This is a genomic window from Metabacillus bambusae, from assembly GCF_017497975.1.
Lineage (GTDB): Bacteria > Bacillota > Bacilli > Bacillales > Bacillaceae > Metabacillus > Metabacillus bambusae.
Map to the genome: position 1 here is coordinate 75,443 of NZ_JAGDEL010000020.1, position 26,393 is coordinate 101,835.

Sequence of the window (26,393 nt, forward strand, 5' to 3'; positions counted from 1 at the left end):
GTTATCGAATAGAGAGAGGTCTGACCCTTTTTAGAGTCAGCCTCTGGCAGTTTCTTTACTACCTGTGTTTAGAATTATTTATTATTGTTTGCGATTTTATCCTCAACTGCTTTTTGAGCATTTGCCAGTCCTTTATCAATCTCTAATTTTCCAAACATTGCATCTCCAACTAATTTATCAACCTCTTCAGCTACGAAGCCATTATACTTATAATCAAAGATTTTAAGTGACTCTTGTAATTTAGGGTCTTCCACTAAGAAGGATTGTGGGAGTTCTTTGAATTCTGGATTATCTAATGTTGATAATGCCGCAGGGTTTTGTCCTGCTTGAGCCCATGGTAGTGAATTTTCTCTAATATAATCAAGGAAATCTATCATCCCTTTTGTTTTCTCTTCAGAACGATTTTCGTCTTTAAACATGACGAATTGGTGGGAGGAAGTCCAGTTTACAATTTTGTCAGGAGAAACTTGTGCAAAGCTTGTAATGCCCCAATTTAATTTTTCCGCTTCATTTAAACTATTTTGCATCCAAATACCTTCAGGATAAAAAATCGCTTTATTAGATTTGAATAACTGGCCAGGGTCTTCTCCGTCTTTGTTAGAAATTTTATCATCAACTAATCCTTTTAATAATTCTAGTGCTTCTTTCGCTTCTGGCGTATCAAGAGTTGGTGTTTCACCATCACTAGTAATATCTCCACCTAGTTGATTGTAAATTGATAAGAAGATTGGTCGTGTCCAAGTTAATCCAATACCTGTAATACCGTCTTTTCGAGAAATTTCTCCTGCTTCTCTTATTTCATCAAATGTAATAACGTTATCATCAAGTGCATTTGGTGCATATTTTTCTAGTAAATCTTTGTTGTAATACATAACAAAGCTGTGAACATCTAACGGAACACTGTATCTACTACCATCAATATCTCCAATATTCCATCCTGCTGGTACATAGTTTTCTGCTTTGATTTCAGGATAGTCAGCCAATTTATCATCAAATGTAGTTAACAAATCATTACCGACAAACTGCTTAATTCTTTCGGCATGAACAATTGTCAGATCGGGAATTCCTTTTCCTGAGTTTACGACAGTTGGAATTTTTGTATACATATCATCCGCAGTGATTGATACATTCTTAATCTTGAATTCTGGATTTGTCTTATTGTATTCATCAACAATTTGCTTCATATTTTCGCCATCAGGACCTGTAAAAGGATTCCAATAAAGAATTTCTTTTTTAGTTGAACCAGAGCTAGATGAACTACTGCAACCTGATAAAGCCATTGCAAACACAATTAGGATTGAGAACATGAATACTATTTTTTTCTTCATTTGTGTTACCTCCCTTTAAAATAAAATCTTGTATATACCAATACATCAAAGTCGAATATTCTTTAATCCCCCTCCTTTTAAAGCGTTTTCATTAGATGAGAGACCCTTGCAGCAAGCACTTTTCTTTAGGCTGTTTTCGCAAACTTTGTTGCTTTTTAAATAGTAATGCGGTGTGGTTGATTGCAGCGAGAGTTGCTCGCTTTCCGCGGGGCGGGCCGTGAGCCTCCTCGGCGTAAACGCCTGCGGGGTCTCACCTGTCCCGCTGCTCCTGCAGGAGTCTCGCAATCCGCTCCAATCAACCTGAATTAGTTTTGTTTTAGAAGCAACAATCTTTTAGAAAAGAGCCTTTTTTTATGTAAATCACTTGAGGCTATCTCAAAAGGGAATGGTTTTATGATTTTGAGACAACCTCAAAAGAGATTTCACTTTAAATGGATTACTTTACTATATTCACATGCCACATATCATTTATTTTTCGAATTTTTTCCAAATCACACTTTGGTTTTCGATCATATGTTAATAAGCCATTAATCTCCTGTTCCACATCTGTTAATTGTGTATAACAATAACCATGCAATGAGTTGGAAGTGTATACTGCTTTCATCACTCTTTCATAATCTGCTAAATAATCCTCCGCATTGGTGACTGATGTATAGCCCCAACCACTTTCATCTCCCACTTTATAGCCTATACCACCAAACTCTGTTAAGAGAATTGGCTCACCACAGTGACTGAAGCCTTTAGTGTAGATTCTTCTTCCAGCTGGTTTTGAGTGAAGTAAATTTTCAGTCGTTGATAATGAACTTCGATACTCATTGTATTTATCGACTTCATCCTTATGGCCATGATTATAGTTATGGATTGCACAAATATCTGTTTTAGTTAATTCCCACCCATCATTTGAAATAACTAATCTCGTTTTATCAAGTGAATGGATTAAATGATACATTGCTAATGAATGGTGCTTTTGTTGGTCATCATTTGAAATCGCAGGAACTCCCCAGCTCTCATTAATAGGAACCCATGTTACAATACAAGGATGATTGTAATCACGCTCAATAATTTCAAACCATTCCTTTGTTAGACGTGCAACTGCATCCTCATTATAGGAAGGTGAAGCTGCACATTCTCCCCATACGAGAAATCCTAGCTTATCTGCCCAATGAAGAAAACGTGGATCTTCTACCTTTTGATGCTTCCTACAACCGTTAAATCCCATTTCTTTTGCTAATTCAATATCCTGCTTTAACGCTTGATCTGTTGGTGCAGTCAATAAACCTTCTGGCCAGTAGCCCTGGTCAAGCACAAGTTTTTGATAATAAGGTCTGTTGTTTAGATAGACCATCCCATTTTCGGTATGGACTTTTCTCATACCGAAGTATGAAGTGATTTCATCAAGTACTGAATCATCTTCTAGCAAGCGAATTTTCACATCGAATAAATTAGGATTTTCCGGTGACCAATTCCACCCAACATGATGGAACCCTGTTCTGAAAATTTTTAGATTATAGAGATTTATCGATCTTTTTAGATAATTTTCATGTATTTTTATCGTTTCATTTGCTACATGTTCATCTTTAAAGGTAATATCAATTTCAACCTTTTTATTTACATATTCACCTGCTATTTCAAAATCAATTGTTATATCTCCATTGTCAATATCAGGAGTAAATCTCACTTTTTTTATATGTGTTTTATTCACTGCCTCTAACCAAACCGTTTGCCATATTCCAGTTGTCCGTGTATACCATATCGCAGCAGATTTTTCTATCCAATACTGTTTTCCACGAGGAATCGTTTCATCTGTGGAAGGGTCTTCTACTCTAACGACAACTGATTGTGTTCCTTCTATTAAATAGTTTGTAATATCGAAAGAAAAAGCTGTGTGTCCCCCTTCATGAGAACCTACTAAATTCCCGTTAATGAAAACCATTGATCGATAGTCAACAGCACCAAAATGTAAGAGAATTTGCTTACCCACCATCGAATCGGGAATGTCGAATTCACGTCGATACCAGACCCAATCATGAAATGTAGGATCATTAATTCCACTAAGCTTTGTTTGGTAAGCAAATGGAACATTTATTTTTTGTTTATATTTTCTTTCATTCTCAAACCATTTTTCTTCTAATCCACTATTTTGATCATCAAAATCAAAATCCCATTCACCATTAAGATTAAGCCAGTCGTTTCTAATTAACTGTGGACGAGGGTATTCTTGTCGAAATGTCATAAACTTCTCCTTTAGCAATGTGGAATTATTTATTGTTTATTTCTCTAATTTTAGTTAAATCTATTTTTGGTGTTCGATCTTCATTTAGAAGACCATTAATCTCTTGCTGCACATCAGTAATTTGTGTATAACAAAATCCACTAATATATGGAGTATCTTTAATTCCTTGAGTAATAGATTCATAGCGAGATAGAAACTCTTTTTCACTCTTTACCTGATTACCATAGCCCCAACCCTTTTCAGAATTGAATGCAATTCCACCATACTCACTTATGATGATTGGTTGACCTTTATATTCATATCCAAGTGCCATTGCGTGCTTAGATTTATTGAATGCGATTTCATTATTAACGACCTTTTCCTTATCTTCATAACGCTTTAGGAATTCATCCCCATATTCGACATAATCATGTAGCGTAATAATGTCTGAAACTGTATGCTCCCAACCATCGTTGACAATAACAGGTCTCATGCTATCGATTGCTTTTGTAAGATGATAAATTCCTTCAGTGAATTTTTGTTGCTTACGGTCTGTATAAATATTTTTTACGCCCCATGATTCATTAAACGGTGTCCATGTAATGATGCATGGGTGATTATATTGTTGTTTGACAACCTCTATCCATTCCTCGGTAAAGTTTTGAACAGCCTCATCTGAAAATTCATATGTTGCCGCCATTTCAGACCAAACAAGAAGACCCTTTTTGTCTGCCCAATAGAGGTATCGTTGATCTTCAACCTTCATATGCTTCCTTACTCCGTTAAAGCCCATCTCTAATGTTTTATCAATATCCTCTAGTATTGCTTCCTCAGATGGTGGTGTTAAATGTGATTCTCCCCAATACCCTTGATCTAGCAGTAGCTTTTGATAGATTGGAATATTATTAAGTAATACATTTCCGTTTTCTATTGAAATCTTTCTCATCCCAAAATAGGACTTTACCTGATCGATCACTTCACCATTTTTATATAATGTGAATTCTACATCATATAAATTTGGAGAACCTGTACTCCATCTGACAACTCGCCAATGATGAAACTCACTTGCAATATTTGCAGTCACGGTTTGATTAGAGCGTCCAACGGTTAAATCAAATGTTTTAATTTGTTGACCATTAAAGGAAATCGATGTATTTAAGACGAGTGAGTGATCAATGTCACCTGAAACTTCAAATTCAAACTCAACTGATTCTGTATCGATATCTGGTGTCATTTTGACTGCTTGAATATGTGCTTCATTTAAAAACTCGAGCCATACCGTTTGCCAGATCCCAGTAGTTTGAACATACCAGCATTCGTAACTAGTATCTAACCACCTTTGTTTTCCTCGGGGCTGAAAGCAGCTTTCGCTATCCTCGCATTTCACGACAATATTTACTTCATTTGTTGTATCAAGCATGTAGTCAGTAATATTAAATGAGAAGGCGATCTGACCACCCTTTCGCTCACCTACGAATATTCCATTTATCCATAGCTTTGTTTTATAATCGGCTGCTTGGAAATGAAGCACAATTTCTTTTTGTTTAAACTCATTAGGGATCGTTACAGTTTTTTGATACCAAACATTAGGACAAAAAACTTCTTCCCCTATTCCGCTAGCTTTTGTTTCATATGTAAAAGGAACAATAATTTTTTTATCAAAAGTTGATTCTTCGTACCATTTTTCCTTTTCACCTTTATTTTCTTTATCAAATTTAAAGTTCCACTCACCATTTAAATTCACCCAATCAGCTCTTTCAAATTGTGGACGTGGGTATTCTTTTTTTGGAATATTTATATCTACCATTCTATCTATCTCCTTATCTTGAAACTAATTTAATTTACAATGTAAAACAAAGTATTCCTTACATAATCGTTCTAAAACAGAAAACAAGTAGTAGGCAATGCCATACGAATGATTAAACCCAATTATTTTTTCATTTATATCTCCTTTTTTGATTATTACAAGAAAATTGTATTATTACTGTTTTTCTGTAACTTTAATAAAAGAATACCCTTTCATTTGCTCTTTGTCAACAATATAATTACTTTTTCTGTTTAATTACAGTATTATTGTAATAATGGAGAAGGATGATCCAAAAACAAGGGGTCAAACCCCACTGTGACACATTCTATAGGATTTTTACATACTAAAGAAGCGCTATAAAATGTCGTTTGGGGGTTTGACCCTTATCGTTAATAGAATGATATTTTTAATTTTATATCTTGCGGATGGTCACCGAATTCGCTTCCAAATAAATTCATTCCACCTTTGTGAACAGCATCTTCTTTAATACCTATTCGAAAAGATAAATATTCACGATCTAATATCCCTAAATCCTGGATCGTTATATCTGAAAGGAAAACGTCATCTATTGTCGCCTTTTCCCCGGTAACTTTCCACGTTTTTAAGGAGCCGTATTGTGTTGAGGTTGATTCTATCCAAGCTTTAGAGTTAAGTTTTCCTGGTCTATCTCCGAAGTCCCCTGGGCTTGTCCATGTTCCTATATCAATTCCATTCAACCAAACTGTTATATCTGAAGGCCAATTATGATCATAGTTCGGGGCTTCTGAGCAGATTTCCGCAGAAAACTCAACAGCTTTAATTTTTGCTCCATGTGGGATGACAAGAGGAAACTTATAATCAAAATACCCTTTCCTTGTCCATATTAACTGCGCCTTTGAACGAACGGGATTATAAAAGTGAACCGGCTCATCTTCTGGTATGATAGCGCTCTCTCGATCTGCAATACCACATGTTGGTGAAACAAGGAAGTCGGTGTATTGACCTATCGGCATTTCAAGTTCATAGTGTTCATACGTGTCCTTGCTTAAAGGAACATTTAAAGTAATATGAATGTCGTCAAAATTTCGTGTGCAAACCTTCATAGCGCCTCTACTCGCAGGACGAAGCTCCGTTTGTATCAACCCAGCCTCTTCAAGAACCTTAATATGTGATGCTGCGGTAGAAACGGGAATATCTAACCTCTCTGCCAATTGATTTATGTTTACATTTCCTTTATTTAAAAGCTCAACGATTTTCAATCGAACCTCTGATGATAAAGCATGCGCTACGATCCGCAATTTCTCTGGATTTATAATCGATAATTCTAACAAGGTTCTTCCTCAACTCCTATTTGTCCCAATAATCTGTTGTAATGACTAATACAAACGAAATAATTGTATATACCCGTATTTTCTAATCAAAAAGAATGGATTAATCTAATTTTATTGTAATATTGAAACTACGTCAAGAATATGGGTAGATTAAAATCATTTCGTCCTATAGTCAGAACCACAATGACAGCCTTTTCTCTTTATGTAAAATCCTTAGTGCAAGACGAACAAAAGCGCAAGCGCCTGTATCAGCCTAAGGCAAATAAGATGATTTATAATAGAAGGTGTACTTTACCTTCAAATCTAAATTAGCTTATGACCTCGAGGGGCTAGGCGCTGGAGTTGGATGTCGTACGCTTATCCACAGTTCAAGAATTTTATAGTTTCCTAAACAAGAACAAATGCCCATCCGTGCTGATCGTTTGGATGGGCTTTGATGGTTTGAATCAAAAGGTGAGACATCACTTTAAGTTAACGAACATTCATGTCACTTGGATGCGGTCCTTTTCTTCGGTTGCGATTAAGTTGATTGATTTCCTCTATTTCAGTCTCAGTTAGTACGAAATCAAATACTTTAAAATTCTCTTCGATTCGTGATGGTGTGACTGATTTAGGAATGACAATTGTGTTATGTTGTAAATGCCAACGTAAGACAATCTGTGCTGGAGTTTTGCGATGTGACTTTGCAATCTTTTGAATGACTTCATCCTGTAACACTTCTCCTCCTTGATCAAGAGGACTCCATGCTTCGACAAAAATATTATGCTTTGCACAAAATTCTTTTATTTCATTTTGTGCAAGATATGGATGACACTCAATTTGATTTAAAACTGGAACGACTTCACATTCCTTTAAGAGACGCTCTAAATGTTCAATTTCAAAGTTACACACGCCGATCGCTTTCACGCGGCCATCATGGTAAAGCTTTTCTAACGCTTTATATGTATCTACATACTCATCAAATTGTGGTGTTGGCCAGTGAATTAAATAAAGATCTACATATTCAAGACCTAATTTCTCTAAGCTTTCATCAAAAGCACGTAATGTGTTCTCATAGCCTTGATCACTATTCCACACCTTAGTCGTAATAAATAATTCTGCGCGTGGGACAGATGCTTCTTTTATCGCTTTTCCTACGCCTATTTCATTTTGGTAGATCATCGCTGTGTCAATCGATGTGTACCCAGCCTCAATTGCTTTTGCAACGGCAGAAGTAGCTTCATCATCAGCAACCTGCCAAACACCAAATCCAAGCTGAGGCATTTTTAATCCATTATTTAAGATAACCCAATCCATTTTACATTTCTCCTTTTATCAAAAGTAAAACCAATCTAACCATACTAATATTTATTCATCTGGATGATTTCATTCATAAGCAAAAGTAGATTATTAAAAAGAAACAAGCAGATATTAATAAAAGTAAGGTTAAATTGTTTGGTAAATGTTTTTTAGAGTACGTAAACTATCTTGTAGCGTGTACTGTAATAGTAGACTTTCGAACTAATCCGTAATAAGATAAAAATGCCAAAAAGCTTGCTAAAAAGATAATGATTCCCATAGGTACTGCAGAATATTCTCCTGCTAATCCTACAAGTGGAGCCGTTAATGAGCCAAGGATAAATGGTAATACCCCTAATAGTGCTGAGGCGCTTCCGGCAATATGGCCTTGTGTCTCCATTGCTAATGAAAAAGATGTAGTAGAAATAATTGCAATAGATGAAACGAAAAAGAAGATCGGAATAGCAAATATAATTAGCGGTGCTTTTAATAGAATAGCGACCAGTAATAAAGCAGCAGATGAGTTTGCCAGAATTAAACCAAACTTTAAGAAAGTTTTCTCTGAAATGATATCTGAAAAGCGACCAACTGACTGGGTTCCTATGATTAAAGCAATCCCATTAACGCCAAATAATAAACTAAATCCCTGAGGTGACACACCATAAATATTCTGATAGACAAAAGAAATACCAGATACGTAGGCAAAGATTCCTGCAATGATAAAAGCTTGTGTAAGGGCATAGCCTGCAAATTGGCGATCTTTTAAGAGAATGCCAAAATTCTTGACGATCTGTGAAAAGTTACTAGGTATACGATTTTCCTGTGGTAAGGATTCTTCTAATTTCAATGAAACAGTTAACAATAACACCACGCCAATACAAGTCAAAACAATAAATACCCATTTCCAATCGGCAAAAGCAAGGATTCCAGCACCAGCAATAGGTGCAACAATTGGGCCGAGATTACCTACTAGCATCAATAAAGCGAAAAACTTTGTAAGTTCCCTTCCGCTATAGACATCTCGAACAATTGCGCGAGAAATTACAAGTCCACCAGCTGCAGCAAACCCTTGAACAAAGCGAGAAGCGATGAACGCATATATATTTGGTGCAAAAGCACATGTTAAAGAAGCTAGTAAATACAAACTTAGAAAAATAAGCAAAGGTTTACGTCTTCCTTGAACATCACTCATCGGACCAATAATCAATTGCCCCAATCCCAGTCCTAATAGGCATGTTGTTAAACTAATTTGTACGAGTGAAGCACTCGTTTGATACTCTTCTACAATCGTAGGAAATGAAGGCAAATACGTGTCGATCGTAAATGGACCTAAAAGTCCAAGTGAGCCTAAAAGTAAAGCCAGCTGCAATCGTTTCGTTCCTGTTAAATTATTCAAGTTTTCTCGCCTCTCTGTCAAAACAGACATTTTCTATTAAACTTTATTTCACTTTATCTATAATTTTTTGAATCGCATAACAAATTGAATTGTTCTTTGTTCTTCTTTCCAAATCAAGAACAAGTGTCAGATTAGACACCTGTTCTTGAAAAGGTTTTGTATGTGGGCTGTTAATTTCTTGGAAACCCAGGGACATACTGTTTAGGCAGATCTGATTCTTTACGTAATAAAGCCGCAGCTTCCAATGCCCAATATGGATTTCTTAACATACCTCTTCCAACAGCCACAAGGTCTGCCTCTTCATTTCCGATGACGGCATTTGCGAGTAAAGGTTCATCCAATCTACCAACCGCGATGACTGGAATATTCAGTTCTTGTTTTATTGCTCTTGCTAAAGGTACTTGATACGCAACATGTGTTCCAGGCTTTCCAGCAGCAGCAATCGGTCCCTCGCCCCCTGCACTCACATGAAATAGATCGACTCCAGCTTTTTGATAGACTCTAGAAAATTCGATTGCTTCATCGATCCCGTATCCGCCTTCGACGTATTCTTTTGCAGATATACGCATTATTAACGGCATCTCTGCAGGCATCTCGTTTTTAGCAGCTTGAATGATCTCTACGCCGAATTTGGTTAACTCTTTTCCATATTCATCTGTTCTTTTATTCGTAAAAGCTGAATGGAATTGATGAATCAAGTAGCCGTGTGCACCGTGAAGCTCGATTACATCAACCCCTGCTTTAACCGCTCGCCCAACAGCTAAACGGAACTTTTCTACCATTTCTTTTACTTCTTCTGTGGAAAGCTCTCTTGGTGTTTTTGACTTTTCATCAAAAGGAATCGCAGACGGTGCAACTGGCACATCCGCGTCCTCCGCTTTGCGCCCAGCATGAGCAATTTGAATACCCACTTTTGCGCCATGCTGGTGACAAGCTTCTACAATTCTTGCTAGTGCAGGGATTTGCTCATCTGACCACAAGCCTAAATCATAATCTGAAATACGGCCATCTGGCTCGACATCCGTCATTTCAATAATGATTAAGCTGGCACCGCCAATGGCACGGCTAACATAATGAATGTAGTGCCAATCTGTCGCGATTCCATCCTTATTTGTTACCGAGTATTGACACATTGGTGGCATCACCACGCGGTTTTTTAACTCAAGTCCTTTTATCTTAAAAGGGCTAAATAAATGTTCCATGATAAAGACTCCCTTTATTATTAGTATGTCGGGATGTAGTCAGCACCCTTGCTACTACATCAACTGTAAGTAAAATACTCGACTTTGACACATATCATTCATAGATTGTGTCCCTTTTTTCTTTCAGGTAAATTTGAAGGTTAACCGTGTAAATGTATGTGCATGCATAAAAATTAGCACATACATTTACACCTCGTCAAATAAAAAGCATCATCTAACAAAAATGGGGCGTATAACCGCCATTGTCAAATATATACAATAATAAAATGAAAGATTCGTAAATTTTTTAACTAGCCTCAAATTCTTGATCATTTTATTTGCCGAATTAAGCCTTGTAACTCCGCTCGAATGTCTTCTCTAGAAAAAGCATTTGCAAGGGTTTCATTGACTGTATCTTGAGCTTTTTTAAGCTTTTCCTCACCTTCGTTTGTCAATGACGTATAAATGGCTCTACGGTCATCTACGCAAATATGTCTTCTTAAGGCTCCACAGCCCTTTGCTTCAAATCTGCTGACAAGTCTTGACATAGCGCTCTGACTTAAACCAACCATACTCTGTAGTTGTTGTAGCTTTAATTTTTTCTCAGGAGTTTCTGATAAAAATAAAAGCACATAAAATTCTTTTAAAGATAGTTGATGGTTTTGTTGCAGGATGCTTTCTAATTCATCCGTAACTTTCATTTGTACATGTGTAAAAGATAACCAACTAGATATCAGTTGATTTTTTTGATTTAATTCCATGAGTACCACCTATTCTAGGGTTTCTTTTTTTACTTTATTATCACATTTGTGACATTGAACTTTTATATTTATCTTTTTATAGTAACAAGTCTTCATTTTACTAGTCAAACGTAAACAATTTCCGTATTGGCAAACTCTGCAGCGCATTACCAAAGATGACCCTATTAGAAGTTATCTAAAACATTTGATGGAGATTTGGTACAGAATGAAAAAAGACGCAATTAGCGTCTTATGGGTATATTATATTAGGGTAATATATAGAGTATCATTTTTAAGTGAAAAGGTAAATATTCCGAGACAATCACTACTATTCTCTCAATTCAGCTTTATACGTACTAAATTTATTCTCCCACACATTCAACTCACTGATCAAAACTTCTAATCGATGGGCTGATTTCATTCGCTGTTTTTCCGTTTCTTTCGGATTAGGCCCTCCCATGACAGAACGAACAACAATAAATTGATAAGGATCAATTGCCTTTTTATAGTGTTCCTCTGTTAGAGATAATTCAATATCAAATATTTCTTTTGCAATGTCCTTTATTAGCTCAGCATTACCATCATTCAAGCTTTTCCCAGTTTCATTTACCCTTTTTACGAACGTTTGAACAATTTGATGTGATTGACGAAACGAAAGCTTGTAATCTCTTACAAGGACGTCTGCTAATTCGGTGACAGTTGAGAATCCCTCTTGACAACGTTTTAATAGTTTTTCTTTATTTATCGTCATTTTACTAAGTATTTCTGTTAATAACTCGACAATCTGAAAAGAATGAGAAAATCCATGTTCGATAATTGGTTGAATATCATCACCTATATCAACAATATCACCAAAAGGTACACTATGAGTCATCAAAAATGCTGATTGCAATTCCCCTATTGTTCTACTAATTAGTGATCGTGTATGTTCTAAGGATGAAGGGTTTCGTTTTTGTGGCATAATACTTGAGGTTTGGACCAAGCTTTCATCCAATTTTAGAGCGTCCACCTCATTTGTTACCAAAAACATTAAGTCATAGACGAAACGAGACAATGTAGTTAAGGTGATTGATAATGTGCTGACGACCTCAAGCATGTAATCTGCAGCACTAATAGCATCATAGGAATTATCTAGAGGCTTATCAAAGGCTAATTTTTTGGAGATATAATGGCGATCAATTGGAAAGCCTGTCGTACCTAAAGCCGCAGCTCCCATTGGAGATTGGTTTATTCGCTGAAGTAAGCCAAATCCCCGATCAAGATCTCTTTCTAAATGGTTGTCGATCGCAAGAATATAATGAGCAAATGTCGTCGGCTGGGCTTGTTGGTTATGGGTATATGCTGGCATAACGGTCAATTCATGCTCCTTCGCTAGCTGTAGAAGGACTTTTTTCATGTCTTTAAGTAAACTCATCCAATGGACGAGCCTTTCTCGCCAAAACATCCGGTACATCGTTGCATCTAGATCGTTCCGACTTAAAGCAATATGCATATTACCAACTAATTCATCACCAATTTCATTTTTTAAATCTGCTTCTATCATAAAAAATAAATCTTCATATTCAGGGTTATACTCCTTTGTGAACCCTTTCACTAATAGCTGTTGATTGGCTAGAATTATTTTTTTCGCATCATGATCCTGTAAAATTTTTTTATGGGCTAACATAGCAGCATGAGCAATATTAATTTCTAACATAAAACTTAGAAAATGTTTTTTTGTAAAATTGTAGCCAGGCTCAAGAATATGCTGAATATAAAGACGAGATCTATCGGATGACATGCTTCCTGTTCACTCCAATCTCAATTGTTCTTAACTATCTATATTCTTTTACTTCTTGACTTGAGCCTGTAAACCGTATGTTCCTATAAAGGCAACTTTATTGTCCTCTTCGTTCTCCTATTCAAGATGAGGGATCCGTGCAACCTATTAATTTAAAAAGGATAGTAAATTGCGTTCTACTTCCTGTGTATGTAACCAGCTTGGTTTATTATTATATTCCCTTGCACAACAAACTTAAACTGAACTTGGACATAAGGAGGTCGAGGAAGAATCCCCTTTTCAAGCTAATCGCCCTGGTTAGTTCAACAAGAATCATTGATAAATTCATATAAAAAAATGACAAAATTCAAGAAGACTTTAGTAGCTTTCTAATAATTCGTAAATTCAAAAAAAGTATATAAAAAATCCAAGGATAACTTAAAAACGAATACCACAAACTCCATCCATTATGGTAAAAAAATTCTGTTTGTAAGTAGATCCATTCAAAACTTATACCTATTATTGAACATATCAAAATATAAAGTATTTGTTTGGATATGCTTTTAGTAAAAGGATAAAAGTTTAGAAATAATATATTTACTGCTGGAAATATAACAAGAAGTGCAGGAAGTGTAGCCCAATCCACTCCCTTGTTAAAATAACCGTATAGGTCATATTTTAAATCTAGGATAACATTGGCTAATAGTTCGAAATACAGTGCAAAAAAAGTGCTAGTATACATTTCCATTTTTGAAATGTGTTTTTTTGAAAAGATTACTATTAACCAGAACATTATTCCAGTTGAATAAGTAACTATATGCGTAAGTAACATTATAAAACTCCATAACATTTTTCCCATAGTTTTCTCAATAAATATATTTTTATGATTCATACTTATCTTCTACTAAAAACTGCACTGTTAGTTTAATGAAAATTAGGAGTCGCCACAATAACTCACTGTAAAACTAAAGCACCCGTAAGTCAACAAGTTTTTTTCCTCTATACACTCGACACTAATACTTTTTCTTTTAAAAATTGAAAACCATATAATAGCAATGCTTCAACAGTGAAAACATACATTAAATGAATTTTTTTCATTCTTACCAAAGATGCTATTCCGAATTTTGTTAAGTAATCCACCAAAATATAAGTAAGCATTAAATCCACGATTAAATTCAAAATCATATATCTAAAAAATTTTCCGTAAGTCCATTTTAAAATCCATATGGAACCAACCAAAAATGGTCCCCACATAAAAGGAATTACTCCAGATACTTTAGGATGGAGTGTTTCATACCACCACCACCATTTTCGTTTTTTTGCGATAAAATTAACAATCCTCACCACTATAGTAATAAATAAACCAGCTGGTAAAAAACGCTTAAAAGAAATCTTACCTAATATAGGAACAGTAAACCAAGGAAGAAGCATCATCATCATCAACAATACCTTAGAATACTTCATTATTTTCATCAAACAACCTCCTATTCAATCCATCAGGAATAATATCCCCCAGAATAGGAAAAATATAAAAAATAACAGCATCTATGAAATCTATCAAAAAAGAGACGAATTTTAATATTCGTCTCTTTTTTCATTACCTTCTTAATCTAAACTGCCTCGTTAGAATATTTACTTCAATTTTATTAGTTCCATTAACACTAGTGCAAGGAACATCCGTTTGTGGAGGAAAGTTAGCTGTTATAATGATGACTGGGTAATAATAAGTAAGTTACCGTTACCTATTAAAAAAGCAAGGCCCGATTGGCCCTGCTTGTTATTTAACTATTACTTTTCCAACCATTCCTTCCTTGAAATGGTACCGACATATCAGTTCATATGTACCGGGCTTTTTCGGTTTCACGGTAATGGTTTTTTCTTTTCCTGGCTGAACTTCGGCGTCTATTCTGAGCTTTTCCACTGTGAAGGTGTGCTCTTTCTTACCTTCGTTTTTCAATATCAACGTTGTTGTTCTTCCATTCGGAATAGTAATGACTTTCGGATTAAAGAAATCATCGTTCAACTCGACCTCAATCGCTTTCACCGTCTCAATAGGCTGTGTTACAACGCCGGATTCGGCAAATACGCTGAGTGAGCCTAGAGTTGTAACAACCACAATCATCGCAAGCAAAACGACCAGTCCTGTTAACCACTTTTTCACAGACATTCGCAATCCCTCCTTTCCTAAGCATTATTTTTATCCAATTCATAAAATATTATCACTATAAATTGGGTTCCAACGTGCTTTCAAATAGTAACCCTTTTTTCTAAAACAGTGACAAAGAAAAAAGATCGACACTAATGGCGATCTTCTGGAATCCATTCTTATTCAATTAACCTGCTTCGTAGTTCAGGAAAAAAGCTCTACTCCTTATTGAAGTAAAGCACCCATTAGCTGAAGAAAGAATTTTTAACTTTTATGTTTAATCCTTTTTTGGGATTTATTAATTGCAGGAACTGTATCCTTTTTACCTGAAAACTAATTGTTGGGCAGTTGGATGCCGTGCCAGCCGCTTACATCGCATTGGCCATATTCATTATCACCCACTGCAACCACCGTGCCGTCCGATTTAAGACCGACGGTATGGGCACAACCCGCCGCTATTGCCACAATATCGCGCCAATCACTTACATTACATTGGCCATACTCATTCCAACCCACAGCCGCCACAGTACCGTCCGATTTTAGGCAGATGGTATGTTTACTACCCGCCGCTATCGCCACAATGCCGCGCCAGCCGCTTACATCGCATTGGTCATGTTTATTTAATCCCACAGCCGTCACCGTACCGTCCGATTTAAGACCGATTGTATGAAGATAACCCGCCGCGACAGCCACTAAGTCGTTCCAGCCGCTTACATTGCATTGGCGATACCGGTTATTACCCACAGCTGCCACCGTGCCGTCCAATTTAAGACCGATGGTTTGCCAATCACCCGCCGCGACCGCCACAATATCATGCCAGCCGCTTACATTGCATTGGCCTTCATTATTTCGACCCACAGCCACCACCGTGCCATCCGATTTAAGCCCAATGGTACGACGCCAACCCGCCGCAACCGCTACAATATCGCGCCAGTCGATTACATCGCATTGGTCATGCTTATTCCAACCCACAGCCGCCACAGTACTGTCAGATTTAAGACCGATTGTATGAGCATTACCCGTGTTCGTCGCCATATGAACATTACCAGCCGCGACCGCCACAATATCGTGCCAGCCGCTTACATCACATTGGCCATATTTATTATCACCCACAGCCGTCACGGTACCGTCAGATTTAAGCCCAACAGTATGACAACGACCCGCCGCTATGGTATCTGTAGGCCACCGTTTCAACTTTAAAGCCGCTTCTTTCGGTGAAATGTAATCCATTTTTTACCTCCTTGAAAACAAGACCTATTTTTTTCATTGTATCACTTTTTCTTGTTATACTAACCTGCACCGTTACTAGAATAAGAAAAATCGATCCTTCCTTCTTGAAGCATCGCACCTGTTAGCTTAATATGGAAACCGTTTGAAATTTAACTCGGCAAACCTACTTCAGAATAAAAATAAGATAAATTGTGTGAAGAAAGTGCTTTTTTTATCAACTTTTCATCATATCCATTATGCATTATTGTGTTTAAAATTGATTTAATTCTATCTTGCCTTTGTCTTCTTAAATTTAATTCCAATTGTATCTCTAGTGGAACAGTGGGAATAGTGTATTCTCCAATTCTCACGTTTTTAAAGTTACTCCAAATATACTGTCCACCCTCCCATATTCCATCGCCTGTTATAGAGTCGGGGATTCCAGCTGAATCAGATATATGTACAACTTCAACATTGAAACCGTTAATCTTCCATCTGCCTTTTGTCCAAGTGAAACCCGATGGGAATGTTTGATTAAATACAGGTTCTTCTTTAGAAGATAACCAATCATTAACGTGCCGATTTTCACTTTTGGTAGGAAGGGAAAACTCATTTAGTAATTCAGCAAATTGTGAGACACCTTCTTTATGTTTAACATAAATATCTATATCACCTGGTTCCATTTTACAACCTTGCAGAACTGAACCCACTAATATCCAATCTATTTTTGTATTTGACTGAAAATAAATCTCACACACTTTAGACAATACACCTTTCCAACTTTTGTCCATTTATCTCACCTCAATTGATATAAATTCAATATAGATTCAAATTTCCCTACTTCAACTAAACTGCCCCATTAGTTGAATAACGATAAAAAAGCTAAAATTGATAACCACCCCTACCTATTTTAATATTCCATTATCGTTTTCCGCCCTTGTCCCATGCAAATTAATAAATAAATCATAGTGTAATAGTAAAGGGAAAATCATACCTTTTTATGGAAAAAACTATGAGAAGGGAGGTTACATGATGAATTGGGACAAATTAAAAAAACTTTGTCAAGAATTTGCTAGAATACTTGGTGGGAGTGGTAGCCTAGATGAAAATGGGGTTTGTTTAGTTCAAAAGTTTCGTAATATTGACTTTACAATTCTTGGACGTGAAACTAACTCTCCACTAGTTGTTCCTCAATTTTTCAGTTTTGAAAATTTAGATAGAAAAGGTAATGCCTTAAATTTAGGAGAAACCGTTCTATTACAAGAAGAAGTAAACCCCTTATTAACGGAACTTCGAAAACGAGACATTATCGTTACTGCTATTCATAATCACTGGTTATTTGAAGAACCTAGAGCAATGTACATGCACTTTGAATCAGTTGAACCACCTCTGCAATTTGCAAAAAAAGTAAGGGAAGCATTTAAAGTTTTAAGAGGCTAAATTTCACGGCACTATTTAAGGTAAGCATCGCCTTAATAGTGCTTTTTTCGTTTAGTATGACAGCAATAGAAAATTCCCTTGCAAGCATCATTAGCAAACACGTTTTGTAAACAAACCTGCACCTATACTTCAATAAGAAAAATGCGACACCTCGTTATTGAAGTATCGCTACCCATTTGCTTATTAACTAAACTATATTTTTTTGGCTATACAAAACATTTCGGCAAAATCATTTACAATAGTTTTTAAATCGTTTCTCATTCTTTCCAATTCTTCCGCATAATCTTTATCATTAATTAGAGTAAGTACGGAAATATCCCTATTCTCAGCGTATCTAATCCATTACCCTTATATTTTCCATCTTGTACTTGATTTTTAGATTGACTTCTAAATCTCTGGATGTAAGCTCGTTAAAAATAACATCTTTATTCCAATATCTTTTTACATCTTCATAATAAGCAGTTGGAAAGTAATGATATACCCACCATTTCGTTAGTTCTATATTTATAAAATATCTCACTAATTCTTTTTGCTAGGATTCCAGCTCTTCTGTATCTTCCGAATATAAATAATTTGACCGATGTGATATGCATTATGTGTCGTTACACACCCTAATACTTCCCACCAATTAGTATCAGAGAACCCTTGAACATCACTCTCTAGTTGTTCTTTCGTTAATATTTCTTGCCAATGTAAAAGAACTTCTAAAAGTTGTTTTTGAAGTTCATAGAATGTTTTATTTTTTGAAATGGTAAACGTACTGTCATTAGTTCCTACTGTCTGAACTGCATTAACACTAGATTCTTTATACCTTGTTTGCCAAGTTTCATTCCAATAAAGCAAATGTTGTACAATTTCGGCAATACTATTACTTTCTTCACCCACCTTCCAAAAAGCTTCTTCCTCTGTCAAATTTTTAACAGATTCTGAAAATGGTACGTACCAACTTTGCTCGTTTGCATTAGCTAACAATTGGTCAGACAAAACATCTTTTGGGTGAAACATACCTCATACCTCCTTTTAAGGATTATCAGAATTTATATGCTACTTTATCTACTTTTAATCATTCCCTTTCAAATGGTTATTCCCCTCTTTTATTAACTCTTTCTTCAACTAAACTGCTTACGTTAGTTGGACAACGAAAAAAGGCTACCTTAGCAACATCTATTCTTTTGTTTACACAGCTTAGATTAAGGTAACCATTCATAGATTACAATTAATTGTTGCCCCCTTTTATATCATTACTTGCCTTTTCAAAACATATATTAACTGTCCGTTCGTTTGAACGAGTCCGATGTATTGTATTAGCAGGTACAGTAAATATTTCACCTGACTTCAATGAAACTGTTTCATCGCTTTCTAAGTCTATAAAAAGTTCACCTTCTAATACATAAAATAATTCATCACAATCCTCGTGTTTATGCCAGTGAAATTCCCCATTTATCACAGCTACTCTAAGAGCGTGGTCATTTACCTCACTTACAATATAATTTGTGTAGTCACTTTGGTCCTTAATTAATTCATTTAGGTTAAAAACCTCTAATTGCCCTTTTTTCTTCATTCTCATTCTCCTTAACAAATCTAATCTTCTTTATTTGACTATATTCGTTAGTAGAACTAAATAACCTTTTTCTTGTTCAACCTGCCACTTTAGTTCAATAAGGTTTAATTAACTAAACAGGGGCTTTATGATATTTCAATAATCAATCTACTAAAAAAGTAATCATTACATCACATGTGTTAAAGTAAGCGTTTTCCATCCTTGTTAATAGCGAGTTTCTGACAGAATGATTGTAGACGTCATGCGAGTAAATATCATACCTTTGAAATGTAAAAAACATCCCAGTAAGAAATTTCAAAGGAGGCATTAGTGTGAGGGATACATGATTCAGTTAAAAATTAGCATAATGTACTACCTTTATTTGATAAGAAGGCTGAATGAAATATTCTATCAGCCGAAACACCCTTTTTTATTTTTTTAGTAATACACTGTCTTTATTTGCTTTGGTCCAATCGATTCCACCAAATCTGGCATGTAACATTACCAGCCATTCCTCCAGTCATTATATATTACGTCCAAACCTAATTATCAGATTATTTCAGTAAACTGAAATAAAACACAATTTAAATGGTAGCATGCTAGAGTATCAAAAGTTCTTTGAAAATTAAATAAACAATAGGAGGACTATTATGAAATTTAACAAGGCAATAATCTGGTTATTGGTTCTATCATTTCTTACTCCATCGATATTATTGGGTGAAAATAATGTAGCGAATGCGGCAGTTATTGATTCTATACCAAACACAACAAGAAATATTATGGACTACGACGATAGTTTTCTGTCAGTAACCGGTTTTGCGTCATTAGGGGTTAATGACCGAAGCAATTACATAGGAACCTCTTATTATCGTAAGGTTAAAACTGAAAGAGAGTTTTTACAGGCAATTTTGGATGCTAAAAGTGGCAGTGTGAAAGTAATTGAAGTGGCGAGAGATATAAACTTAGGGTGGGCAGAATTAAATCTAAGTTCAGAAGAAGCTAAAAAGTATAATTTTATTACAAAATATCGGGATCCAATGAACGGATTTACAAATCCAACGTTAGCTTCCTCAGGTGTTTCACAATTAAGTGTTTCTGACGTCGATGGCTTAACTATTTTTTCAAAAAAAGGCAACACAATTAGGCATGTTGAATTAAAATTACAAAGATCAAGTAATGATATTGTCATTAGGAATCTGAATTTTGATGGAATGTGGCAATGGGATGATACTGGAAAACATAAGGAAGTTGGCTGGACTTTTATTAAGGTAAATGGTGCAAATAATGTATGGATAGACCATAGTAAATTTTCCATTGCCGCAGATGGATTAATTGATACTGAGAATGGCGGCTCCAATATTACCATTTCCTGGTCAGAATTCGGATTACCTGCAAATGAGAATCCGACAGAAGATAGTGATATTTATCAATCGATTCAGTATATGGAAGAAAAATATGCTTCAAATGAACTGAATTCCGATAGTGTGTACTATAACATGCGCAATGGCGGTGCGACAAAAGAGCAGATAATGGCATATGCAGCATATCATAGCAAAGTGCATTTAACTGGTTCCGGAGATAAAGACTATGTGAATTATGTGTCTAGTAATGGAACTGAGATAAAAGATGGCAATCAAAGAATCCGGTTAACCCTTGCCTATAACCGTTATACCAATGTTGGGCAGAGAATTCCGATGATACGTCAAGGTAGTGGTCATTTATACAACTGTTATATTGACAACTCATCTCATTATGATGTTTTGGAAAATGTAAGCGCTATTGCTGAATTCGGAACCGATCAACTATCACGGGCACTGAATGCAAGGAATGGAGCTTCTATTGCAGCAGATTCCTGTGTATTCCATGATATTAACGAGCCAATCACAGGTGCTGAGATTCAAGGTCTGGATACAGCGAACATGGATGAACCTTGGGATAAGCTATTCCAAAGCGCTTATAACAATAATTTAATTGTAAACTCACAAATAACAAATAAATATGGAACTTATACAGGAAGTAGTTGGGACAATAATGGTGAAAATCTATTTACAAAAGGATTTACATGGTATGACAAATCAACCATAGGAAATTGGGCTTGGTCTTCACATATTGTGGGAAGTGAAAATATGAGTAAAACAAATCCACCGACTGATCCATTTACCTTCGAATATAATTATAATGAGAAGCTACCTTATACTTATAATGTACTTCCTTTGAACAGTGTTGTGTCAACTCTTACAAAATATGCTGGGGCCGGCAAAGTTAATATAAGTCCAGTAGATTGGTTAAAAATAGATTATAGTCCTAAGGAGATAACAGATATAATCGAAGAGTGATCTAGTTTTTTCTTAATAGAAGCTCTTATTCAAAAGAAGAATATTTAAATTTTGATTGAAGAGGCTTTGGAGAAGTATTTGAGGATAGGTAAAAAATTGTATTAAAAAATGCTCGGAGCGTTAATGCTTTGAGCATTTTTCTATTTATCGGCTTATTGAACTAAACCACCCGGTAGTTCAATAATTTTCAAGTTCAGATTCTAAATCTCTTAGGATTACATCTATATTAATTACTGTTGTTTCATCATCAGTTGGAAAAATAGATGGTTTTATTCCATCGTTTTTCATTCCAGTAAGCCATTTATCAATAAAATCTTCCAAGTCAATGGGTTTAGCCTTGCATTCTGACCATTCATTTTTAGCACAGATTTCGGCAAATTCCTCTTTTGGAAAAAATGGTATGATTGTATTTCCTTCCTCATCCTGTGCTGTTACCCAACCATCATAATACAAACCCCAAACCTCTTCATAATCTACAACTTTTTTTATGAAATACTCGTATCTAATATTTGCTGGTTGTTTGATTACTGCTTCCAACTCTTTTTTATTCATTAACGTTATTCCTTTTCTAATTAATAAAGAATCTTTTTCTTTAATCTATCACTACTTCTTATTCACTAAACGTTAGTACAATAAAAGATGATGAGCACTAAACTTAAAAAAATGAACATCGTAAAGGGTGCTCCTGATGAGTACTTATTCTTCAGTTACGGTATTCCCCATTGCAATAGAAATTCTATTCCAGCTGTTGATTTGATTAATTATTAGAACAAGGTCAACATATTGTTTCTCATTATAATGTTCACGTACTCGCTTATATAGGTCATAAGGAACTCTTTTAGTAGGGATTAGAGTGACATGTTCGGACAGTTCAAGAGCTACTTTCTCTTCAGGAGAATAAAAATCACATTCATTCCAAGCACTTAAACAGTATATACGTTTTTCAGTTTCACCCATTTTACGAGCATCAGATGTATGCATATTTAAGCAATATGCACACCCATTTATTTGAGAGACTCTTATTTTTATAAGCTCTCTTAGCTTTCTATCGATTGAAGATTTCTTGGTGTATTTCTCCATTTGCATCATAATATCCATACCATCAGGTGCAACATTGTAGTAGTCTAATCTTTTCAGAGTTAATCACTCCCTATTTTTTATTAACATAATTATAAATGAATTCGAACATACGTGCTAATAATAAGGTTTATTTTGTTGGGGGTAATGCTAAATCCACTTATGTTCAATTTTCCTCGATATAGCCTTGGAGCGTTCAATTTTATTTCTTGATCTGTAAGTCCTATAGGAAGCGGAACCTTTTCCTCTTTGAAGATATCGGTTACTACTTCAATATGTTTCTTTGCTAGATCCAAACCATACTCCAAAACAGAACGAATATCTGGATCTTCAACATTCTTTAAGAAATAAGAAATCGTACAAATCCCTAAAGCATTAACAGTTATAAAAATTGACTAGTATCTATCCTAGTCGAACTTTTTCCTTTAACCTGCTTTAACGTCGCTACTATAAGAAAGCTAACAATCACTAATAAGAGCCATGAACTCACCTTTCCTAGATGAACGAGACTCCATGCATCAGTTTGATTTGGATATTCCCAAGCTCCAAAGAACGTTGCGATATTTTCGGCTATCCATATAAAAAATCCGATGAGCACAAAAGAAAGTGCGAGTGGCATACGGTAACGAGTTCCATCAACCTCGTATGTAACCCATGATTGCCAAAAGACGACCATTACAAGTCCAGATAACCAAAAGCGGACGTCAATCCAATAATGGTGTGTGAAAAAATTCAAATAAATCGCTGCTGCAAGAGGTGCAACTACCAAAAACGGTGGCCACTTAACTAGTTCAACCTTAAACCTCCTCCACGCCTGGCAAAGATAACTCGCTACACTTGCGTACATGAATCCGCTATACAAAGGCACTCCAAAAATTTTAAAAATACCTTCCTCTGGATAAGTCCAAGAACCCATGTGTACCTTGAAAAGTTCAAGAGCAAGTCCAATAAGGTGGAACAAGGTAATAACCTTTAGTTCATCCCGTGTCTCAAGCCCAGAATACACCATCCACCACTGCATCAGAAGGCAGATGATGAGCAGCCAGTCATACCGTGGTAGGAAGGGAAATGGCAAGATTTGTGTAAAAGCCAAAGAGGCAAAAATAACGACAGGAAACAAACATGATTGGGCCTGCTCCCAACCAAAAAGAACGAGTTTTTTTAGTGATCTCATGATTTGTCCCTCCAAAGGTTTTCTTCAACTAAAATCCCTACTTTATTATTCTTGAGTGTCTTCGTCACTTTTGTATTCTAAAATATCTCCTGGCTGACATTCTAAAGCCTTACAAATCGCCTCTAAAGTTGATAATCGAATCGCTTTTGCCTTTCCATTTTTCAATATAGAAAGGTTAGCCATTGTTATTCCAACCCTCTCAGAAAGTTCTGTAACACTCATTTTCCTTTTAGCCAACATCACATCAATATTGATTATAATTGCCATGTTATTCACCTCAGACTATTAAGTCATTTTCTGATTTTATATCGATGGCTTCTTGCAAAAGTCTTTGGAGAACAGCAGCAAAGACTGCGATAACCATTGGAGCAAAAATAAAGAGCATTCCAATCAATATGACACCTGGGGCGTCGTCTAACTCTGCGAAAATATAGATAAATGGCATACCAACCACATATAAGCCACTGATTGTGATTGCACAATATTTTATATTTTTTAAAGCTTTTACAGATATTTCTGAGAACGCTTTGCTTTTGTCAATATAACTTAAAAGTTTAAAAGCCTGATACAATGCAACGAAAAACGGTATCGCCGATACATACATAACGATTAAAATGCCATATAGTACATAAGCGAACTCCGAATTACTTTCCGCTGCTTCTTTAGCTAATTTAGGCAACCCCAATATACATAAAGCAAGAACTGGAGTTCCAATAAGAAAAACAGCTATTTTTAAAAAGATTGTTGAACTTTGTTTCATAAAAAGCACCTCACCTATTTATTGTTAATTGGATTTTAACATATATTTTTATCGATTTACAATAAAATATTATTGAAATTTATTATATTATTGTTGATAAGAAATATCCTTTTTATTTTTTAAAAAATAAAAAAGCATTCCTCAATACAAAGAAATGCTCTATAACATAAAGTGAAGTTATACAGTAGCTTATTTCAACCGAATTAAGCATGATATCATACATTTTCCGTTCCGCTAGAATTATTACCTTTTAGATTAATTACTTCCCCTAACTTCTCAGCTTGTTTATTTTCATCAGGTGGGGTCATCCCAGATTTCTTTTCGAAATAAATTGCAATACCACCAATAATAACGACAGGTATCAGAAAATATAACCAAATCATAATAACATCTCCATAATACGACTTATAATTATCACATCATTTATTTTTACAATTAATTATTAAATTAATCTGCACCGTTAGCTGAATTAGATTTTGTGTTATTAACATCTCTTTACTATAGTATTGACAAAATAATTTATTTATGCTATAATTTACAGTTATCATTTTACTGAGTATAATAAGGTTCCTGGCAGGGGGAATCTTATTCTTTTATATTGGAGGAAAATGGTATGAATCAAAATGAGTCCAGTTTAACTTCCTTAGTATCGGCTTTTGGTAGAGCTTATCACAGTAAATATGACACACCAAAAATTTTTGATGATTTTATTGTTAAGGATTTAATTTCCCAAGAAGAGTTTTCAGCTATCAGCAAGAATATGATTAAAGGAATACAGTTTTTCAACAGAGATATTGGGCAAAGGTTTAAAGATGATCCTGAAGAAATTTTAAAATGGATTACACAAGTCCAGCTTTCCCCGACAACCTTAGCACGTTCTGCATATTGCGAAAAAGTATTACTTAATGAAGTTAAGTTAGGAGTAAAACAGTATGTTATACTTGGAGCTGGGTTAGATACTTTCGTTTTCCGACATCCAGAATTGAAAAACAGCTTAAAAATAGTTGAAATTGATTATCCAGCTACACAAGAATTTAAAAAGAAAAAGTTAGAAAATGCTAAATTTAATACCCCGAATAATCTTCATTTTGTTTCTATGGACTTTACTACTAAGTTTTCTCATCAAGATTTAATAGATGAAGGGTTTGATAACAAAAAATCTTTCTTTAGCCTCTTGGGTGTTTCATATTATTTAACTAAAGAGGAAAATGCAAACTTGATCAATCATTTATTTGCTAATGTTCCATCAGGTAGCTCTATTGTTTTTGATTTTGCAGACGAAAAACTCTTTGAAGAAAAAGGAATGTCTAATAGAGTTGAAAATATGGTAAAATTGGCTTCGGTAAGTGGAGAACCAATGAAATCGAGTTTCACTTATAATGAAATTGAGACAATGTTAGAAAAATCAGGTTTACTTATTTATGAACATTTAACACCAACTACGATAAATGAGCTTTTCTTTAGTAATAGGACGGATTATTTGTCTGCATTCGAGACAATTCATTTTATCCACGCTGTAAAGAAGTAATTTTCTAATTCTAAATCCTCTCAATCATTATAATGATCGAGAGGATTTTTATAGTTCATATGACATATCAATGAATATCTCTTATTAAACTATTCTGCCACGTTAGTACAATAACTTTAACGCTACCCGTTACTTTAAAAGGATTATTTTTGAACTGAACTGCAATGTCCTG

General features: G+C 35.3%; 26 protein-coding genes. 3 read left to right on the forward strand and 23 right to left on the reverse strand.

From position 1 onward, the window contains the following. Positions 1-74: 74 nt before the first annotated feature. The 14 genes from I7822_RS21255 to I7822_RS21315 form a co-directional block, all read right to left on the reverse strand. Positions 75-1,328, reverse strand: coding sequence for an extracellular solute-binding protein (locus I7822_RS21255; RefSeq protein ID WP_207981074.1), 1,254 nt, complete (start codon positions 1,326-1,328; stop codon positions 75-77). Between the two features lie 436 nt (positions 1,329-1,764). Beyond that, positions 1,765-3,561, reverse strand: coding sequence for a glycoside hydrolase family 2 protein (locus I7822_RS21260; protein WP_207981075.1), 1,797 nt, complete (start codon positions 3,559-3,561; stop codon positions 1,765-1,767). Positions 3,562-3,586: 25 nt separating this feature from the next. Beyond that, positions 3,587-5,347: a glycoside hydrolase family 2 protein gene (locus I7822_RS21265; RefSeq protein ID WP_207981076.1), complete on the reverse strand. Its 1,761-nt coding sequence runs from the start codon at positions 5,345-5,347 to the stop codon at positions 3,587-3,589. 389 nt (positions 5,348-5,736) lie between these two features. Then, entirely contained in the window at positions 5,737-6,657 is a 921-nt protein-coding gene (locus I7822_RS21270) for an ArsR/SmtB family transcription factor (RefSeq protein WP_207981077.1), read from the reverse strand. Positions 6,658-7,128: 471 nt separating this feature from the next. Continuing rightward, positions 7,129-7,953: an aldo/keto reductase gene (locus I7822_RS21275; protein WP_207981078.1), complete on the reverse strand. Its 825-nt coding sequence runs from the start codon at positions 7,951-7,953 to the stop codon at positions 7,129-7,131. 166 nt (positions 7,954-8,119) lie between these two features. Then, positions 8,120-9,331, reverse strand: a complete 1,212-nt coding sequence (locus tag I7822_RS21280) for a multidrug effflux MFS transporter (protein WP_207981079.1) — start codon at positions 9,329-9,331, stop codon at positions 8,120-8,122. 170 nt (positions 9,332-9,501) lie between these two features. After that, entirely contained in the window at positions 9,502-10,533 is a 1,032-nt protein-coding gene (locus I7822_RS21285; protein WP_207981080.1) for an NADH:flavin oxidoreductase/NADH oxidase, read from the reverse strand. A 308-nt stretch (positions 10,534-10,841) separates the two neighbouring features. Further along, positions 10,842-11,273 carry a MarR family winged helix-turn-helix transcriptional regulator gene (locus I7822_RS21290; protein ID WP_207981081.1) on the reverse strand — a complete coding sequence of 144 codons (432 nt, stop codon included), beginning with the start codon at positions 11,271-11,273 and terminating at the stop codon, positions 10,842-10,844. A 307-nt stretch (positions 11,274-11,580) separates the two neighbouring features. After that, on the reverse strand, positions 11,581-13,032 hold the full coding sequence (gene argH / locus I7822_RS21295) for an argininosuccinate lyase (RefSeq protein WP_207981082.1): 1,452 nt from the start codon (positions 13,030-13,032) through the stop codon (positions 11,581-11,583). Between the two features lie 346 nt (positions 13,033-13,378). Further along, entirely contained in the window at positions 13,379-13,903 is a 525-nt protein-coding gene (locus I7822_RS30730) for a CBO0543 family protein (protein ID WP_372442197.1), read from the reverse strand. Positions 13,904-14,010: 107 nt separating this feature from the next. After that, on the reverse strand, positions 14,011-14,484 hold the full coding sequence (locus I7822_RS21300; RefSeq protein ID WP_207981083.1) for a hypothetical protein: 474 nt from the start codon (positions 14,482-14,484) through the stop codon (positions 14,011-14,013). A gap of 304 nt (positions 14,485-14,788) precedes the next feature. Beyond that, entirely contained in the window at positions 14,789-15,178 is a 390-nt protein-coding gene (locus I7822_RS21305; RefSeq protein ID WP_207981084.1) for a cupredoxin domain-containing protein, read from the reverse strand. Positions 15,179-15,490: 312 nt separating this feature from the next. Beyond that, positions 15,491-16,387, reverse strand: a complete 897-nt coding sequence (locus I7822_RS21310) for an RCC1 domain-containing protein (RefSeq protein WP_207981085.1) — start codon at positions 16,385-16,387, stop codon at positions 15,491-15,493. A 149-nt stretch (positions 16,388-16,536) separates the two neighbouring features. Continuing rightward, positions 16,537-17,157, reverse strand: coding sequence for a nucleotidyltransferase family protein (locus I7822_RS21315; RefSeq protein ID WP_207981086.1), 621 nt, complete (start codon positions 17,155-17,157; stop codon positions 16,537-16,539). Between the two features lie 241 nt (positions 17,158-17,398). On the opposite strand from I7822_RS21315, the gene I7822_RS21320 reads away from it, so the two are divergent. Beyond that, positions 17,399-17,806, forward strand: a complete 408-nt coding sequence (locus tag I7822_RS21320; protein WP_207981127.1) for a DUF1259 domain-containing protein — start codon at positions 17,399-17,401, stop codon at positions 17,804-17,806. A 519-nt stretch (positions 17,807-18,325) separates the two neighbouring features. Here I7822_RS21320 and I7822_RS21325 read toward each other — a convergent pair. Further along, positions 18,326-18,811, reverse strand: coding sequence for a DinB family protein (locus tag I7822_RS21325; RefSeq protein ID WP_207981087.1), 486 nt, complete (start codon positions 18,809-18,811; stop codon positions 18,326-18,328). 211 nt (positions 18,812-19,022) lie between these two features. After that, on the reverse strand, positions 19,023-19,367 hold the full coding sequence (locus I7822_RS21330) for a cupin domain-containing protein (RefSeq protein WP_207981088.1): 345 nt from the start codon (positions 19,365-19,367) through the stop codon (positions 19,023-19,025). Between the two features lie 629 nt (positions 19,368-19,996). Here I7822_RS21330 and I7822_RS21335 point away from each other — a divergent pair. Continuing rightward, positions 19,997-21,682 (forward strand): pectate lyase family protein, encoded by a 1,686-nt coding sequence (locus tag I7822_RS21335; protein WP_207981089.1) that lies wholly within the window; start codon positions 19,997-19,999, stop codon positions 21,680-21,682. A 177-nt stretch (positions 21,683-21,859) separates the two neighbouring features. On the opposite strand, the gene I7822_RS21340 is transcribed toward I7822_RS21335, so the two are convergent. From I7822_RS21340 to I7822_RS21370, 7 genes are all read right to left on the reverse strand, one after another. Continuing rightward, on the reverse strand, positions 21,860-22,234 hold the full coding sequence (locus I7822_RS21340; protein WP_207981090.1) for a DUF2750 domain-containing protein: 375 nt from the start codon (positions 22,232-22,234) through the stop codon (positions 21,860-21,862). 144 nt (positions 22,235-22,378) lie between these two features. Continuing rightward, positions 22,379-22,780, reverse strand: coding sequence for a carboxymuconolactone decarboxylase family protein (locus tag I7822_RS21345; RefSeq protein WP_207981091.1), 402 nt, complete (start codon positions 22,778-22,780; stop codon positions 22,379-22,381). A 71-nt stretch (positions 22,781-22,851) separates the two neighbouring features. After that, entirely contained in the window at positions 22,852-23,151 is a 300-nt protein-coding gene (locus tag I7822_RS30735) for a DUF3231 family protein (protein WP_207981128.1), read from the reverse strand. After that, a complete protein-coding gene (locus I7822_RS21355; protein WP_207981092.1) occupies positions 23,142-23,933 on the reverse strand; it encodes a DUF817 domain-containing protein in 792 nt (263 codons plus the stop codon). Before I7822_RS21355 ends, I7822_RS30735 begins: the two co-directional genes overlap by 10 nt. 45 nt (positions 23,934-23,978) lie before the next feature. Further along, positions 23,979-24,200, reverse strand: coding sequence for a helix-turn-helix domain-containing protein (locus tag I7822_RS21360; protein ID WP_111617101.1), 222 nt, complete (start codon positions 24,198-24,200; stop codon positions 23,979-23,981). A 10-nt stretch (positions 24,201-24,210) separates the two neighbouring features. Continuing rightward, positions 24,211-24,693: a DUF2975 domain-containing protein gene (locus tag I7822_RS21365; RefSeq protein ID WP_207981093.1), complete on the reverse strand. Its 483-nt coding sequence runs from the start codon at positions 24,691-24,693 to the stop codon at positions 24,211-24,213. Positions 24,694-24,908: 215 nt separating this feature from the next. Next, entirely contained in the window at positions 24,909-25,076 is a 168-nt protein-coding gene (locus I7822_RS21370; protein WP_207981094.1) for a hypothetical protein, read from the reverse strand. A 230-nt stretch (positions 25,077-25,306) separates the two neighbouring features. On the opposite strand from I7822_RS21370, the gene I7822_RS21375 reads away from it, so the two are divergent. Further along, positions 25,307-26,221, forward strand: coding sequence for a class I SAM-dependent methyltransferase (locus tag I7822_RS21375; protein ID WP_207981095.1), 915 nt, complete (start codon positions 25,307-25,309; stop codon positions 26,219-26,221). Positions 26,222-26,393 lie beyond the last annotated feature (172 nt).

Bases quoted from the DNA above. Each gene is read 5' to 3' on its own strand.
- I7822_RS21255 (WP_207981074.1), bottom strand. From the start codon at position 1,328: ATGAAGAAAAAAATAGTATTCATGTTCTCAATCCTAATTGTGTTTGCA.
- I7822_RS21260 (WP_207981075.1), bottom strand. From the start codon at position 3,561: ATGACATTTCGACAAGAATACCCTCGTCCACAGTTAATTAGAAACGAC.
- I7822_RS21265 (WP_207981076.1), bottom strand. From the start codon at position 5,347: ATGGTAGATATAAATATTCCAAAAAAAGAATACCCACGTCCACAATTT.
- I7822_RS21275 (WP_207981078.1), bottom strand. From the start codon at position 7,953: ATGGATTGGGTTATCTTAAATAATGGATTAAAAATGCCTCAGCTTGGA.
- I7822_RS21285 (WP_207981080.1), bottom strand. From the start codon at position 10,533: ATGGAACATTTATTTAGCCCTTTTAAGATAAAAGGACTTGAGTTAAAA.
- I7822_RS21290 (WP_207981081.1), bottom strand. From the start codon at position 11,273: ATGGAATTAAATCAAAAAAATCAACTGATATCTAGTTGGTTATCTTTT.
- argH (WP_207981082.1), bottom strand. From the start codon at position 13,032: ATGTCATCCGATAGATCTCGTCTTTATATTCAGCATATTCTTGAGCCT.
- I7822_RS30730 (WP_372442197.1), bottom strand. From the start codon at position 13,903: ATGAATCATAAAAATATATTTATTGAGAAAACTATGGGAAAAATGTTA.
- I7822_RS21300 (WP_207981083.1), bottom strand. From the start codon at position 14,484: ATGAAAATAATGAAGTATTCTAAGGTATTGTTGATGATGATGATGCTT.
- I7822_RS21305 (WP_207981084.1), bottom strand. From the start codon at position 15,178: ATGTCTGTGAAAAAGTGGTTAACAGGACTGGTCGTTTTGCTTGCGATG.
- I7822_RS21310 (WP_207981085.1), bottom strand. From the start codon at position 16,387: ATGGATTACATTTCACCGAAAGAAGCGGCTTTAAAGTTGAAACGGTGG.
- I7822_RS21315 (WP_207981086.1), bottom strand. From the start codon at position 17,157: ATGGACAAAAGTTGGAAAGGTGTATTGTCTAAAGTGTGTGAGATTTAT.
- I7822_RS21320 (WP_207981127.1), top strand. From the start codon at position 17,399: ATGAATTGGGACAAATTAAAAAAACTTTGTCAAGAATTTGCTAGAATA.
- I7822_RS21325 (WP_207981087.1), bottom strand. From the start codon at position 18,811: ATGTTTCACCCAAAAGATGTTTTGTCTGACCAATTGTTAGCTAATGCA.
- I7822_RS21330 (WP_207981088.1), bottom strand. From the start codon at position 19,367: ATGAAGAAAAAAGGGCAATTAGAGGTTTTTAACCTAAATGAATTAATT.
- I7822_RS21335 (WP_207981089.1), top strand. From the start codon at position 19,997: ATGAAATTTAACAAGGCAATAATCTGGTTATTGGTTCTATCATTTCTT.
- I7822_RS21340 (WP_207981090.1), bottom strand. From the start codon at position 22,234: ATGAATAAAAAAGAGTTGGAAGCAGTAATCAAACAACCAGCAAATATT.
- I7822_RS21345 (WP_207981091.1), bottom strand. From the start codon at position 22,780: ATGGATATTATGATGCAAATGGAGAAATACACCAAGAAATCTTCAATC.
- I7822_RS21355 (WP_207981092.1), bottom strand. From the start codon at position 23,933: ATGAGATCACTAAAAAAACTCGTTCTTTTTGGTTGGGAGCAGGCCCAA.
- I7822_RS21360 (WP_111617101.1), bottom strand. From the start codon at position 24,200: ATGGCAATTATAATCAATATTGATGTGATGTTGGCTAAAAGGAAAATG.
- I7822_RS21365 (WP_207981093.1), bottom strand. From the start codon at position 24,693: ATGAAACAAAGTTCAACAATCTTTTTAAAAATAGCTGTTTTTCTTATT.
- I7822_RS21370 (WP_207981094.1), bottom strand. From the start codon at position 25,076: ATGATTTGGTTATATTTTCTGATACCTGTCGTTATTATTGGTGGTATT.
- I7822_RS21375 (WP_207981095.1), top strand. From the start codon at position 25,307: ATGAATCAAAATGAGTCCAGTTTAACTTCCTTAGTATCGGCTTTTGGT.